The 13,502-nt window shown below is 68.6% G+C and carries 14 protein-coding genes and 1 tRNA gene; 13 read left to right on the top strand and 2 right to left on the bottom strand.

All coding sequences use genetic code 11. The features are described from left to right. Window position 1 precedes the first annotated feature (1 nt). The 10 genes from VGD28_RS06675 to VGD28_RS06630 all read left to right on the top strand — a co-directional run bounded on the left by VGD28_RS06675 (window position 2) and on the right by VGD28_RS06630 (window position 8,623). Window positions 2-328, top strand: coding sequence for a TrbC/VirB2 family protein (locus VGD28_RS06675; protein ID WP_414714474.1), 327 nt, complete (start codon window positions 2-4; stop codon window positions 326-328). Continuing rightward, window positions 325-609 (top strand): VirB3 family type IV secretion system protein, encoded by a 285-nt coding sequence (locus tag VGD28_RS06670; RefSeq protein ID WP_331027552.1) that lies wholly within the window; start codon window positions 325-327, stop codon window positions 607-609. The genes VGD28_RS06675 and VGD28_RS06670 overlap by 4 nt, the downstream gene beginning before the upstream one ends. Continuing rightward, window positions 603-3,041, top strand: a complete 2,439-nt coding sequence (gene trbE, locus VGD28_RS06665) for a conjugal transfer protein TrbE (protein ID WP_331027551.1) — start codon at window positions 603-605, stop codon at window positions 3,039-3,041. The genes VGD28_RS06670 and trbE overlap by 7 nt, the downstream gene beginning before the upstream one ends. Window positions 3,042-3,046: 5 nt before the next feature. Next, window positions 3,047-3,793, top strand: a complete 747-nt coding sequence (gene trbJ / locus VGD28_RS06660; RefSeq protein ID WP_331027550.1) for a P-type conjugative transfer protein TrbJ — start codon at window positions 3,047-3,049, stop codon at window positions 3,791-3,793. A 114-nt stretch (window positions 3,794-3,907) separates the two neighbouring features. Further along, window positions 3,908-5,212: a P-type conjugative transfer protein TrbL gene (trbL, locus tag VGD28_RS06655; protein ID WP_331027549.1), complete on the top strand. Its 1,305-nt coding sequence runs from the start codon at window positions 3,908-3,910 to the stop codon at window positions 5,210-5,212. Then, the gene (trbF, locus tag VGD28_RS06650) at window positions 5,212-6,021 is read left to right on the top strand and encodes a conjugal transfer protein TrbF (RefSeq protein WP_331027548.1); all 810 of its coding nucleotides are present in this window, start codon (window positions 5,212-5,214) and stop codon (window positions 6,019-6,021) included. Before trbL ends, trbF begins: the two co-directional genes overlap by 1 nt. Next, window positions 6,018-6,971 (top strand): P-type conjugative transfer protein TrbG, encoded by a 954-nt coding sequence (trbG, locus tag VGD28_RS06645; protein ID WP_331027547.1) that lies wholly within the window; start codon window positions 6,018-6,020, stop codon window positions 6,969-6,971. Before trbF ends, trbG begins: the two co-directional genes overlap by 4 nt. Next, window positions 6,968-8,191 (top strand): TrbI/VirB10 family protein, encoded by a 1,224-nt coding sequence (locus VGD28_RS06640; protein ID WP_331027546.1) that lies wholly within the window; start codon window positions 6,968-6,970, stop codon window positions 8,189-8,191. Before trbG ends, VGD28_RS06640 begins: the two co-directional genes overlap by 4 nt. A 1-nt stretch (window position 8,192) precedes the next feature. Next, complete coding sequence (locus VGD28_RS06635) at window positions 8,193-8,423, top strand: DUF2274 domain-containing protein (protein WP_331027545.1); 231 nt, start codon at window positions 8,193-8,195, stop codon at window positions 8,421-8,423. After that, a complete protein-coding gene (locus VGD28_RS06630; protein ID WP_331027544.1) occupies window positions 8,420-8,623 on the top strand; it encodes a DNA-binding protein in 204 nt (67 codons plus the stop codon). The genes VGD28_RS06635 and VGD28_RS06630 overlap by 4 nt, the downstream gene beginning before the upstream one ends. Window positions 8,624-8,699: 76 nt before the next feature. On the opposite strand, the gene VGD28_RS06625 is transcribed toward VGD28_RS06630, so the two are convergent. Further along, a complete protein-coding gene (locus VGD28_RS06625; RefSeq protein WP_331027543.1) occupies window positions 8,700-9,974 on the bottom strand; it encodes a tyrosine-type recombinase/integrase in 1,275 nt (424 codons plus the stop codon). A gap of 177 nt (window positions 9,975-10,151) precedes the next feature. Further along, window positions 10,152-10,238, bottom strand: a tRNA-Leu gene (locus VGD28_RS06620). Window positions 10,239-10,373: 135 nt separating this feature from the next. On the opposite strand from VGD28_RS06620, the gene VGD28_RS06615 reads away from it, so the two are divergent. The 3 genes from VGD28_RS06615 to VGD28_RS06605 form a co-directional block, all read left to right on the top strand. After that, the gene (locus VGD28_RS06615; protein WP_331027641.1) at window positions 10,374-11,306 is read left to right on the top strand and encodes an NAD-dependent epimerase/dehydratase family protein; all 933 of its coding nucleotides are present in this window, start codon (window positions 10,374-10,376) and stop codon (window positions 11,304-11,306) included. Window positions 11,307-11,358: 52 nt separating this feature from the next. Then, window positions 11,359-12,159, top strand: coding sequence for an undecaprenyl-diphosphate phosphatase (locus tag VGD28_RS06610; RefSeq protein ID WP_331027542.1), 801 nt, complete (start codon window positions 11,359-11,361; stop codon window positions 12,157-12,159). A gap of 142 nt (window positions 12,160-12,301) precedes the next feature. After that, on the top strand, window positions 12,302-13,502 hold a 1,201-nt coding region (locus tag VGD28_RS06605), incomplete at its 3' end, for a glutamate synthase subunit beta (RefSeq protein ID WP_331027541.1).

Genomic DNA, 13,502 nt, shown 5'->3' with positions numbered 1-13,502 from the left:
GATGTCCCCTACCCGCCACGCCGGCGCAGGCCCGATCGCCGCCGTTGCGGCGATCGCCGCCTGTGCCGCGACCCGCGTCTATGCCGCCGGCACCGGCATGCCCTGGGAAGAGCCGCTCCAGCAGGTGCTCGAATCGGTCCAGGGGCCCGTCGCCAAGATCATGGCGGTGATCATCATCATCGTCACGGGTCTTACCCTCGCCTTCGGCGAGACCGCGGGCGGGTTCAGGAGGCTCATCCAGATCGTCTTCGGCCTCTCGATCGCGTTCGCCGCCTCGAGCTTCTTCCTCTCCTTCTTCTCGTTCGGCGGTGGGGCGCTGGTCGCGTGAACGGCCCCAGCTCCCTCGGCGCCCGGAACATCGACGGGTTCGAGGCGCCGCTGCACCGCTCGCTCGCCGAGCCGATCCTGCTCGGCGGCGCGCCACGCGCCATTGCCATTATCAACGGCACGGTCGCAGCGGCGCTCGGCCTCGGGCTCCAGCAATGGATCGCCGGGCTGATGGTCTGGGCCTTCGGCCATACGATCGCGGTGTTCGCGGCGAAACGCGACCCCGACTTCGCCGCGGTGCTGGTCCGGCACGTCCGGCAGCGGGGGTATCTCGCATGCTAGCCCTTGGCGAATATCGCTCGCGGGCCGACCGGCTCGCCGATCACCTGCCCTGGGCGGCGCTGGTCGCGCCGGGCGTCGTCCTCAACAAGGACGGCAGCTTCCAGCGCACGCTGCGCTTCCGCGGCCCCGATCTCGAGTCCGCCACCGAAGCCGAACTGGTCTCGACCTGCGCGCGCGCGAACAACGTGCTCAAGCGGTTCGGCTCGGGCTGGGCGCTGCACATGGAGGCCGAACGGCACGAGGCGCTCGGCTATCCCGGGAGCAGCTTCCCCGATCCTGCGTCGTGGCTGGTCGACCAGGAACGACGAGCCGCCTTCGAAGCAGCGGGCGCGCATTTCGAGAGCCGATATTACCTGACGCTGACCTTCCTGCCGCCGCCCGACCAGATCGACAGGGTCAGCCGGGCGCTGGTCGAGCGCGGGGATGACCGGCGGGACCGCGACTGGCGGGAGGCACTCGCCGGCTTCGTCGCCGAGACCGATCGCGCGCTCGACCTGCTCTCCGGCTTCATGCCCGAGATCGCCGCGCTCGACGATGTCGCGACGCTCACCTTCCTCCACGGCAGGATCTCGACACGACGTCATCCGGTCGCCCTGCCGGAGACGCCTATGTATCTGGACGGGCTGCTCGCCGACACGCCGCTGATCGGCGGGCTCGAGCCGCAGCTGGGCGACCGGCATCTGCGCACGCTCACCATTCTCGGCTTCCCGGGCCTCAGCCGGCCCGGGATCCTCGACGCGCTCAACCATCAGGACTTCGGCTATCGTTGGGTCACGCGGTTCATCGCGCTCGACAAGACCGACGCGACCAGGTCGCTCACGCGGCTTCGCCGTCAATGGTTCAACAAACGCAAGTCCGTGACCGCGCTGCTGCGCGAGGTGATCTACAACCAGCCGGTACAGCTGCTCGACAGCGACGCCGACAACAAGATGGTCGATGCCGACCTCGCGCTGCAGGCGCTCGGCGGCGATCACGTCGCGTTCGGATACCTCACCACCACGATCACGGTCGCCGATCCCGATCGTGCGCGGGTGGAGGAGAAGGTCCGCAGCGTCGAGCGCATCGTCAACGGTCTCGGCTTCACCTGCATCCGCGAGCGCCTGAACGCGGTCGAGGCCTGGCTCTCGAGCCTGCCGGGGCATGTCTATGCGAATGTCCGCCAGCCGCTCGTCCACACGCTCAACCTCGCCCATCTGATGCCGCTGTCGAGCGTCTGGGCGGGTCCGACGCGCAACGAACATCTCGGCGGCCCGCCCCTGCTCTATGCCGAGACCAGCGGCTCGACGCCGTTCCGCCTCTCCACCCATGTCAGCGACGTCGGCCATATGATGATCGTGGGACCGACCGGCGCCGGCAAGTCGGTGCTGCTGGCGCTGATCGCGCTCCAGTTCCGGCGCTATCCGGAAAACCAGATCTACATCTTCGACATGGGACGCTCGGCCCGCGCCGCAACGCTGGCGATGGGCGGCGCGCATCACGGGCTGGGGCTCGGCGGCGACGCCGGCGAGACGATCGCCTTCCAGCCGCTCCGGCATATCGACCACGCCCACGAACGCGCCTGGGCCGCGACCTGGATCGACGCGCTGCTCACGCACGAGAAGGTGGTCGTCACACCCGAGGTGAAGGAGGCCATCTGGTCCGCGCTGACCAGCCTCGCGACCGCGCCTGTGGAGGAGCGGACGCTGACCGGCCTCGGCCTGCTGCTCCAGTCGGCGGCGCTTCGCTCCGCGCTCGCCCCATACACGCTGGAAGGTCCGTTCGGCGGGCTGCTCGATGCCGCGGAGGACGATCTGGCGCTCGCCGATGTCCAGTGCTTCGAGACCGAGGCGCTGATGGCGTCGGGGAGCGTGGTGGCGCCGGTGCTCACCTATCTGTTCCACCGCCTCGAGCAGCGCTTCACCGGGCGGCCGACGCTGCTGGTCCTCGACGAGGCGTGGAAGTTCCTCGACCATCCCCTGTTCGCGGCCCGGATCCGCGAATGGCTGAAGACGCTGCGCAAGAAGAATGTCGCGGTCGTGTTCGCGAGCCAGGGCCTCGCCGACATCGCCGACAGCGCTATCGCGCCCGCCATCATCGAGAGCTGTCCGCAGCGCATATTGCTGCCCAACGATCGCGCCATCGAGCCACAGGGGCGCGACGCCTATGCGCGGTTCGGGCTGAACGACCGCCAGATCGAGCTGATCAGCCGCGCCACTCCGAAGCGGCAATATTATCTCCAGTCCGCGCGCGGCAACCGCCTGTTCGAGCTGCGCCTGGGCCCGGTCGCGCTGGCGCTGTGCGGGTCCTCCGATCCCGCCGCCCAGCAGCGCATCGACGCGCTGCTCGCCGAGCACGGCCCAGCCGATTTCATCGCCCGGTTCCTCGGCGAGGGCGGCCTTGAATGGGTGCCCGAGATCCTCGGCCAGTTCCCCGATCCCCAAGCGAAGGAGTGACCCCCATGCCTATCCTTGCCCGCAAACACCTGATCGCCACCGCGCTCGCGCTCGGCGCCGCCGGATCGCTGGCGATGGCATCGCTGACCACCAGTCCGGCGCGCGCGCAGATCACGGTGTTCGACCCCGGCAACTACAGCCAGAACATCCTGACCGCGGCGCGCACGCTCCAGCAGATCAACAACCAGATCCAGTCGCTCCAGAACGAAGCGACGATGATCCTCAACCAGTCGAGGAACCTCAGCCGGATCGGCTTCCCCGAGCTCGACCGGTTGCGCCGAGCGCTTCAGGACATCGACCGGTTGATGGGGCAGGCGCAGGGCATCGATTTCCGCGTCGACCAGCTCGATGAGCGCTTTCGCCAGCTCTTCCCGAAGGATTTCGATCAGGCGCTGCGTCGCGACCAGCTGGTGCAGGCCGCTCGCGGTCGGCTCGACAACAGCATGGCTGCCTTCCGCCACACCATGACGGTCCAGGCGCAGGTGGTCGAGAATGTCCGCACCGACATGGGCGAGCTCGATGCCATCCTCGCCAGGAGCCAGGGTGCCGAAGGCTCGCTGCAGGCTGCCCAGGCGACCAACCAGCTGCTCGCGCTGACCGCCAAGCAGCAGTTCCAGCTCCAGCAGCTGATGGCCGCGCAGTTCCGCAGCGAGGCCGTCGAGCAGGCGCGCCGCGTCCAGGAGAGCGCCGCGGCGCGCGCCGCGACGAGGCGGTTCCTCGGCACCGGCCGGGCCTACACGCCGCAGCAATAGCGAGACCGGTCGCGGCGGCATCAGCCCCCGGCCGCCGCGGCCGCAGCCCGCGGGGCCCCGGTCCCAGCTCCCCTCACCGGGGCCCCGCGGCACCATGCATCCAAGGACAAGCCCGTGAACGATCTCAGCGTGATCGACCGCTTCATGCAGGCCTTCAGCCGCTACATCGACAGCGGGTTCGGCCTGCTCGGTCCCGATGTCGGCTTCCTGACATCGGTGCTGATCGGCATCGACATCACGCTTGCCGGCCTGTTCTGGGCGATGGGCGGCGAGGACGACGTCATCGGCCGCTTCCTCAAGAAGACCCTCTACGTCGGCGTGTTCGCGCTGATCCTCAATCGCTTCTCGACGCTCGCCGACATCATCTTCCGATCGTTCGCGCAGGCCGGGCTGACCGCGGGCGGCGGCACGCTCGCCGCCGACGACCTGCTGCGTCCCGGACGTGTTGCCGGCACGGGCTTCGAGGCCGCCTGGCCGCTGCTCGACCAGGCGAGCGACATGCTCGGGTTCACGACCTTCTTCGACAATTTCCTGACGATCATGGTGCTGCTGATCGCGTGGGTGGTCGTGATCGTCGCCTTCTTCATCCTCGCGGTGCAGATGTTCGTCTGCATCCTCGAGTTCAAGCTGACGACGCTCGCCGGGTTCGTCCTCGTGCCGTTCGCGCTCTGGAACCGGACGAGCTTCCTCGCCGAGCGCGTGCTCGGCAACGTCATCGCCTCAGGCATCAAGGTGATGGTGCTCGCGGTCATCGTCGGCATCGGCTCCAATTTCTTCAGCGAGTTCACTGCCGCGCTGCAGGGGCAGGAGCCGGACATCGGCGCTGCGATGAGCCTGGTGCTCGCCAGCCTCGCGCTGTTCGGCCTCGGCATCTTCGGCCCAGGGATCGCCTCGGGGCTCGTGTCCGGCGCGCCGCAGCTCGGCGCCGGCTCCGCCGTCGCAACCACGGCGCTGACCGCCGGGGGACTCGCGATCGCGGGCGGCGCAGGCGTTGCGGCGGCCAGGGGCGTTGCCGGCGCCGGGCTCGGCGCGATCCGCGCCGGAACCGCGATGGGATCGGCCGCGTCGACTGCATACAAGCTCGGCCAGGAGACGTCGGGCTCGAGCTCCGTCGGCGCCGGGATGGGCGGTGTCGCGACCGCCGCCCGGGGCGCTCTCGCGCAGCGCATGGGCGATGCGTTCGGGGTTCGTGCCGCCGCGAGCCAGGGCCAGCGCGCTGCCTGGAACGCCGGCACCACCAGCGCACAAGCCAACCCCGGGGATGTGCCGGCTTCTGCGTCTAACGCCATGCCGGGTTGGGCGCGCGACCTCCAGAACACGCAATCCCGCCGTCACCTTCGTCAAACCGCGATCCATTCCCTCCAGGGTGCGGATCGCGGCGGCGGCGGCGCGACACCCGACATCAAGGAGAAGGAGTGATGCGCTTCAAACGTGCCGTCCAGCGTTACGGACGAACCGACCCGCCCGAGACGCCCTACCAGCGGGCCGGCCAGCTATGGGACGAGCGGATCGGCTCCGCTCGCGTCCAGGCCCGCAACTGGCGGCTGATGGCGTTCGGTGGGCTCGCGCTGACCGCGAGCCTGTCGGGCGCGCTGGTGTGGCAATCGATGCAAAGCCGAGTCGTCCCCTATGTCGTCGAGGTCGACAAGCTCGGCCAGGCGCAGGCGGTCGCCGCCGCCGCCACCGAATATCGACCGACCGATCCGCAGATCGCGTGGTTCCTCGCCCGCTTCATCGCGGACATCCGGGGACGATCGCTCGATGCCGTGCTGATGCGCGAGAACTGGCTCCGGGCCTATGACTTCGCGTCGAAGCGCGGCGCGATCTTCCTCGGCGAATATGCCCGCTCGGCCAATCCCTTCGCCGATGTCGGCGACAAGACGGTGTCGGTCCAGGTGACCAGCGTCGTGCGCGCCTCCGAGACGAGCTTCCAGGTGAAGTGGTCCGAGCGCGCCTACGAGCGCGGGAGCCTCGCCGGGACATCGCGCTGGACCGCGATTGTGGCCGTCCTGCTCAAATCGCCGCGCGACGTCGACACGCTCCGCAGGAATCCGCTCGGCCTCTACGTCGACGCCATCGACTGGAGCCGGGAGCTCGAGACGTCGGCCGATCATCCGCCGGCCACGCCGGCACCGGCCCCGAATCCGCCCGCCGACGTGCCGAGCGGCTCGCCCCTCGACCCGAACCTTGGCGAGCCCGACCAGACCCAACCGGAGATACGCCCATGAACCGCATCCTCATCGCGGCAAGCGCGCTCGTCGCGGCGCCTTCCTTCGCGCAAACGCCGCCGCTCCCGCCAGCGCAGGCCGCCGCAACCAGCCGCGACCCCGCGCCTCCCGCCGCGAAGCCTACGCCGCCGGCCGTGCCCGAGGCGGCGACGACGCCCCGGCACCGCCGCCCGCCGTCCCGCGCGGAGCTCCGGGTCCGCGCGGCGAATGCGAAGGCGATCCAGGAGCCACTGGCCCCGGCCTTCGTCAACGCCGTGCAGGTCTATCCCTATGGCGAAGGTGTCCTGTACCGCCTCTTCGCGGCCCCCGAGCGGGTCACCGATATCGCCCTGCAGCCCGGCGAGGCGATCGTCTCGGTAGCGGCGGGCGATACGGCGCGGTGGACGGTCGGCGACACGACCAGCGGCGTCGGCGAGAGCAGGCGGGTCCATATCCTGGTGAAGCCGTTCGCGGCCGGCCTCTCGACCAACCTCATCATCACCACCGACCGGCGCACCTATTATTTGCGGCTCGAGAGCACATCGGCCACCGCCATGGCGGCGCTGTCCTGGACCTATCCGCAGGACGAGCTGATCGCGATCCGCCGCCAGCAAGAGGCGGCGGAGGCGGCAAGGCCGGTCGCTGCGGGCCTCGCGATCGAGCAGCTCCATTTCGGCTATGCCATAACGGGCGACAAGCCCGGCTGGCGCCCGCTACGGGCCTTCGACGATGGCCGGCAGACGTTCATCGAGCTCCCGGCAAGCGTCGGCGTCGGCGAGGCGCCGCCGCTGTTCGTGATCGGCGCGCAGGGAGACGCGCAGCTCGTCAATTACCGCATGTCCGGTCGCTTCTATGTGGTCGACCGCCTGTTCGACACTGCGGAGCTGCGTCTCGGGGCCAGGAAGCAGGCCGTGGTGCGTATCACCCGGACCGGCCCCGACCGGCACCGGCGGCAGCGGAGGGCGTCATGAGCGACGCCACACCTGCTCCGACCGTCCCACCCAAGGTGGATCCCGAAACGCTGGTGCTGCGCGGCCGGCCCGCCCGGGTCATCCGCTTTCGCCGCGGCGCGATCATCGCCATCGCGGCGTTGACGTCGACCGCGGTCGTCGGCGTGACCTGGGTTGCGCTGAAGCCAGCGGCATTCCGGGTCGTCGCCGGCGCCGACGATTCGAAGGACATCGCGAGTCGCGGCCCCGAAGATGTGCTCGCCGGCGCCCCAAGGAGCTATGGCGACGTGCCGAAGCTCGGGCCACCGCTGCCGGGCGATCTCGGGCGCCCGATCCTGCGCCATCAGCAGGCGCTCGGCGCGGTGCCGCCGGCGGGCTCCGCGGACCAGGCGGCGCAGGCGGCCGAGGCCGAGCGGCAGCGTATCGCCGCCGAGCGCAAGGCGGCCCGGGAATCCGGTATCCTGATGCAGCTCGCCACTCCCCAACGAGTGACGGCCAGCGACGCATCCGCAGCTGCGGACCAGGCCGCCGGTCCAGCCCCGTTTGCGCCACCCGCGACGATGCCGCTCGATCCCGTACGCGATCCGGGCGGCCAGCAGCGCAAGGCAGCGTTCCTCGCGGACAAGGGTGCGACAGGCGACATCAACCCGCACGCGCTGATCGCCCCGGTCTCGCCCTACATGCTGACCGCAGGCAGCATCATCGCGGCCAGCCTGATCACCGGCCTCAATTCCGATCTGCCCGGCCTCGTCACCGCGCAGGTGACCGAGAACGCCTATGACAGCGTCACCGGTCGCATCCTGCTGATCCCGCAGGGCGCGCGGCTGATCGGCAGCTACGACAGCGTCGTCGCCTTCGGGCAGAAGCGGGCGCTGGTCGTGTGGCAACGCATCGTGCTGCCGAATGGCAGCTCGATCCGGATCGACAATGTGCCGGCGACCGACCTGGCAGGCTATGCGGGTCTCGCCGACGAGGTCGACGGCCACACCTGGCAGCTGCTCAAGGGCGTGGCGCTGTCGACGCTGCTCGGCGTCGGCACCGAACTCAGCCTGGGCGACGAGAGCGATCTGGTCCGCGCGATCCGCGAGTCGACCCAGCAAGGCACGTCCCACGCCGGCGACCAGATCGTCACGAAGAACCTCAACATCCAGCCGACCATCAAGGTCAGGCCAGGCTGGCCGCTGCGCGTGGTGGTGCACAAGGACATCGTCCTCGCACCCTGGCCCGGACAGGAGCGATAACATGCCCGATCTCAAGCTCGCGAAGCTGCCGGACCGCACGCCGGTCAAGCTCGGCATCTCGCTGATGCCCGACCTCAATCAGGCGCTCTGCGAATATGCAGCTCTCTACGCTCAGGCCTATGGGCGGGAGGAGGCGATCGTGGATCTCATTCCCGCGATGCTCGCCGCATTCCTCGAAAGCGACCGGAGCTTCGTGCGCGAGCGCGACGCACGGCTGCGGGGGCAGAAATGATCGAGCGGGCCTGGGAGCAGAAGATCGAGCCGCTGACCGTGCGCATCTCGACTGCGGTGCGGATAACCGGCCTCAGCCGGTCCCGCGTCTACGAGCTGATCCAGTCGGGCGATCTCGAGACGGTGAAGGTCGGCCGCGCGACGCTCATCCAATATGGCAGCCTCAAGGCCCTCGTCGGATGCTCCAGGCAACCGGGTTGAGGACCTGTTCTCCTTATCGATCGCCCCGTACCTGCGGGACATGGACCGGATCCATGCCCCGCAGGGTGCAGGCAGCCTATCTCCCCGGCCGGCCGCGAGGGCGTCCGGCCCTTGATCTGCGCACCTTCGATTTGCCGGAAGTGGCCTTCGCAGGCCTCGGTGCGTCCGCGGCGTCCCGCAGACCGTCGAGATAATCCGACCAGTGCTGCATCATCGCGACGCGCTCCTCCCAATATTCGCCGCGCGCATAGGCGCGGCGGACGGCCGACATGTCCTGATGCGCAAGCTGCCGCTCGATCGCGTCGGGGTGCCACCGGCCCATCTCGTTGAGCAATGTCGCCGCCATCGCCCGGAACCCGTGCGCGGTCATTTCGCCGGTCTCATAGCCGAGCCGGCGCAGCGCCTGGTTGACGCCGTTCTCGGACATGGGCTTCCTCGGCCGTCCCATGCACGGGAAGAGATGCTGGCGATGCCCGGTGATCTCGCGCAGCTCCGCGATCATCTCCAGCACCTGGCGGGATAGCGGCACCCTGTGCGGCCGCCGCATCTTCATCCGCTCGGCGGGGATCGACCAGATCGCCTTCTCGACATCGATCTCGCTCCATTCGGCCTGGCGCAGCTCGCCCGGGCGGACGAAAAGGTGCGGCGACAGCCGCAAGGCCATGCGCGTGACCGCCTGGCCGGTGTAGCCATCCATCGTCTTCAGCAGGATACCGACCTCCCGCGGATCGGTGATGGCCGCGTGATGCGTGGTCCTGGGCGTGGTCAGCGCGCCGCGCAGGTCGGCCGCCACGTCCCGGTCGCAGCGCGCGGTCGCGATGCCGTAGCGAAATATCCGGCTGAGGACGCTGCGCATGCGGCGGGCGCTTTCGAACCGGCCCCCGGCTTCGACCTTGCGCAGGACCAGCAGCGCTTCGGTGGGGGTGATGGAGTTGATCGGATGCGAGCCGATCAGCGGATAGGCCATGCCCAGCAGCCAGCGGATCTTGCCGATCGTGGTCTCCGTGCGGCCTTCCCGCTCGCACTTTGCGAGCCATTCGAGCGCGACCTCCTTGAAGGTCGTGGCCGTCGAGAATTTCGCGGTGACCTTGGCGCGCTTCTTCTCGAGCACCGGATCGAGCCCGGTGGCGATCGCCTTTTTCGCCTCACGGCATTTCTCCCGCGCATCGGCAAGCGAGATCGTAGGCCAGGGACCGAGGTGAAGCGTCTTCTGCAGGCCGCCATAGCGGTAGCGGAAGCGCCAGAGCTTCGAGCCGGTCGCCTGGACGACGAGGAAGAGGCCCTGGCCGTCGGTGAGGTTGTACGGCTTCGCCTTGGGCTTGGCGGAGGTGATCTGGAGTTGTGTCAGCATCGAGCGTGTTCCCGGATTCTCCGGGCCACCCAGCAGTCACAAAATGAGCCTCTTTTTGTTGCTCTTTTGCTGGAATCAGCTGGATCAACCCGGATGGTTGCCAGCGATCGTCGATGAAATTTTGCTTTGAAACCAGCTACTTGCTGGACGTCTCTGGACTTTTCCAGAGAGAACAAATGGTGCCCAGAAGAGGACTCGAACCTCCACGGCCTTGCGACCGCCAGCACCTGAAGCTGGTGCGTCTACCAATTCCGCCATCTGGGCACGGGGTAGGCGGGCGCCTCTAGGGGACCGGCGGGGGACCTGTCAACCGCTTCTCGCAACTGATCGCCACATGGTTGCCCTTTGCCGCGACGCGCGGCATGGGGGATGGAATTGGGACAGACTTTCGAGGGCGTGATGAAGGACAGGCTGGTGACGTTGATCGGCGGCGGCGGGTTCGTCGGACGCTATGTCGCACAGGCGCTGCTCAAGGCCGGCGCGCGCGTCCGCATCGTCCAGCGCGACCCGCGCTCGGCATGGTTCCTGAAGCCGCTCGGCGGGCTCGGCCAGACCCAGTTCGTCGCGGGCGACGTCCGCAGGCCCGATTCGCTGGCCCGCGCGCTCGCCGGATCGGACGCGGTGGTGAACCTGGCCGGCGCCTTCGGGCGGAATGCCGATGCGGTGAACGCGATCGGCGCGGAGAATGCCGCCAAGGCCGCCGCCGCAGCGGGTGCGCGCGCCTTCGTCCAGATTTCCGCCATCGGCGCCGATGCGCAGGCGCAGTCGGATTACGGCCGCTCCAAGGGCGAGGGCGAGGCACTGGCCCGCGCCGCCTTCCCCGCCGCTACGATCCTGCGCCCCTCCTTCATCTTCGGGCGCGAGGATCAGTTCGTGAACCGCTTCGCCGGGCTGATCGCGCGTGCGCCGGCGGTTCCGGTGCTGCGCGGCGCGATGCGCATGCAGCCGGTCTATGTCGCCGACGTCGCCGCGGCGGTGGTCAAGGCGGTCGCCCACCCGGAGCGCTTCGGCGGAAAGACGCTCGAGCTGGGCGGGCCCGAGGTAATGACCTTCACCCAGTTCCATCAGCGGCTTTCCGATGCGATCGGGCGCCATCCGGCATTGATCGAGCTGCCCGATTTCGCGGGCGCGGCGATCGCGACCCTGGGCTTCCTGCCGGGCATGCCGATTACCTGGGACCAATGGCTGATGCTGCAGACCGACAATGTCGCGGCGGAAGACGGACTTGCTCAGCTGGGCGTGACTCCCACGCCGTTCGGTGCGGTCGCGCCCGGCTGGCTGGTGCAATATCGCCGCCACGGGCGCTTCGCGGGTTCGCATCAGGCCGCCTGAACCTACCGGCACACGCAAGACCGGGTGAACCCCGGCAGGGGAACCATCCGGCATGAGCGACACGCTGACCTATATCCTGCTCGGCATCATCGAGGGGTTGACCGAGTTTCTGCCCGTCTCGTCGACCGGGCACCTGATACTCGCGGGCGAGCTGTTCGGGTTCAACGACAGCAGCTCGATCACCTTCAAGATCGCGATCCAGTTCGGCGCGATCCTGGCGGTGCTGGTCGCCTATTGGCGCACCTTCTGGGACCGCGGAATCGGCCTGTTGCGGCGCGAGCCGCAATCGGTGGCGTTCGTGCGCAACATCCTGATCGGCTTTGCCCCGGCGCTGGCGATCGGCGTGGTCGCCTATGATGCGATCCGTGCGGCGATGCAGACTCCGGTGATCGTCGCGGTGGCGCTGGTCGTCGGCGGCGTCGCGATCTTGGCTATCGAGCGCATCGTGAAGATCGTGCGCTACAGCCGCGTCGAGGCGATCCCGACCGGCACCGCCGTGTCGATCGGCGTGGTCCAGTGCCTGGCGATGCTGCCGGGCGTCAGCCGGTCGGGCGCGACGATCATGGGATCGCTGCTGATGGGCGTGGAGCGCAAGACCGCCGCCGAGTTCAGCTTCTTCCTCGCGGTGCCGACGATGCTCGCGGCGACGACCTATTCGCTGTGGAAGGATCGCAACCTGCTGAGCTTCGATGATCTGAGCGCGATCGCCATCGGCTTCGGCGCGGCCTTCGTCGTCGCGCTACTGGTGGTGCGGGCGTTCGTGAAGGTGGTTGGCCGTTACGGCTTTGCGCCCTTCGCTTGGTATCGAATCGTTGCAGGTAGCGCCGCGCTGGTCTGGCTTCTGGCAAGATAAGGCCGAATCGGCCATTATTATTGCGATACGATCGCAATAAGTAGAGAGTTCGTGATCGATTATTGCTAAATAGGTCAGGACCACTGTCTTATTTAGCAATATTCGCGTGACTCGCCTCCCGCGACCTGTCACTGGCGCTGGCATGGCAAAGGAAGTCATGCTCAAATTCGTCGACCGTGCGCAGGCGTTTCCGCCCAAGCGCGAGCCCAAGCTGCGCGCGCAGGATTTCCGCGAGATCGCGGAACGCTATGCCCCGCCCTCAGCGGAGGAGCAGGCCGGGCGCTGCTCGCAATGCGGCGTGCCCTACTGCTCGGTGCATTGCCCGCTGCACAACCATATCCCCGACTGGCTGCGGCTGACCGCCGAGGGGCGGTTGCGCGAGGCCTATGAGCTCAGCAACGCCACCTCGACCATGCCCGAGATCTGCGGCCGCATCTGCCCGCAGGACCGGCTGTGCGAAGGCAATTGCGTCATCGAATTCTCGGATCACGGCGCGGTCACGATCGGATCGGTCGAGAAGTTCATCACCGACACCGCCTGGGAAGAAGGCTGGGTCGAGCCGCTCGTCCCCGGTCCCGCGCGCGGGCAATCGGTGGGCGTGATCGGCGCAGGGCCCGCGGGCCTCACCGCCGCCGAATATCTGCGCAAGCTCGGCTATGAGGTCCATGTCTATGACCGGCACGACCGGCCTGGCGGGCTGCTGACCTATGGCATCCCCGGCTTCAAGCTGGAGAAGCAGGTCGTGCTGCGCCGTACCGACCGGCTGGCGGCGGGCGGCATCGTCTTTCACCAGAGCTTCGAGGTCGGCCGCGATGCGACGCTCGAGCAGCTGCGCACCCGGCACGACGCGGTGCTGATCGCCACCGGCGTGTACAAGGCGCGCGCGATCAAGGCGCCCGGCGTCGGCGCGAGCGGCGTGGTCGAGGCGCTCGACTATCTGATCGCCTCCAACCGCAAGAGCTTCGGCGACGCGGTCCCGGCATTCGACGACGGCAGCCTCGACGCCGCGGGCAAGAACGTCGTCGTGATCGGCGGCGGCGACACCGGCATGGACTGCGTCTCGAACGCGATGCGCGAGGGTGCCCGGAGCGTGAGGCTGCTCGACGTCTACCCCGAGGTCCCCGAGGGCGGGCGCTACGACTTCACCCCCTGGCCGATGCAGCCGCGGCGCCTGATCACGACCTACGCCCTCGAGGAGGGCGGCGAGCGCCACTTCGGCCATCAGGTCACCGGCATCGAGGGCGACGGGCGCGTGCAGCGCATCCATGGGCGCGAGGTGAAGGGCACCTCGTCCCGCAGCCTTCAGGCGATCGAGGGGACCGAGTTCACCCTGGACGCCGACC

Origin of the sequence: Sphingomonas sp., assembly GCF_036402235.1 — a bacterium.
GTDB lineage: Bacteria > Pseudomonadota > Alphaproteobacteria > Sphingomonadales > Sphingomonadaceae > Sphingomonas.
The sequence above is the reverse complement of the archived record's forward strand: the minus strand, read 5'-3'. Positions and strand labels throughout refer to the sequence as shown.

Bases quoted from the DNA above. Each gene is read 5' to 3' on its own strand.
- VGD28_RS06675 (WP_414714474.1), top strand. From the start codon at position 2: ATGTCCCCTACCCGCCACGCCGGCGCAGGCCCGATCGCCGCCGTTGCG.
- trbE (WP_331027551.1), top strand. From the start codon at position 603: ATGCTAGCCCTTGGCGAATATCGCTCGCGGGCCGACCGGCTCGCCGAT.
- trbJ (WP_331027550.1), top strand. From the start codon at position 3,047: ATGCCTATCCTTGCCCGCAAACACCTGATCGCCACCGCGCTCGCGCTC.
- trbF (WP_331027548.1), top strand. From the start codon at position 5,212: ATGCGCTTCAAACGTGCCGTCCAGCGTTACGGACGAACCGACCCGCCC.
- trbG (WP_331027547.1), top strand. From the start codon at position 6,018: ATGAACCGCATCCTCATCGCGGCAAGCGCGCTCGTCGCGGCGCCTTCC.
- VGD28_RS06640 (WP_331027546.1), top strand. From the start codon at position 6,968: ATGAGCGACGCCACACCTGCTCCGACCGTCCCACCCAAGGTGGATCCC.
- VGD28_RS06635 (WP_331027545.1), top strand. From the start codon at position 8,193: ATGCCCGATCTCAAGCTCGCGAAGCTGCCGGACCGCACGCCGGTCAAG.
- VGD28_RS06630 (WP_331027544.1), top strand. From the start codon at position 8,420: ATGATCGAGCGGGCCTGGGAGCAGAAGATCGAGCCGCTGACCGTGCGC.
- VGD28_RS06625 (WP_331027543.1), bottom strand. From the start codon at position 9,974: ATGCTGACACAACTCCAGATCACCTCCGCCAAGCCCAAGGCGAAGCCG.
- VGD28_RS06615 (WP_331027641.1), top strand. From the start codon at position 10,374: ATGAAGGACAGGCTGGTGACGTTGATCGGCGGCGGCGGGTTCGTCGGA.
- VGD28_RS06610 (WP_331027542.1), top strand. From the start codon at position 11,359: ATGAGCGACACGCTGACCTATATCCTGCTCGGCATCATCGAGGGGTTG.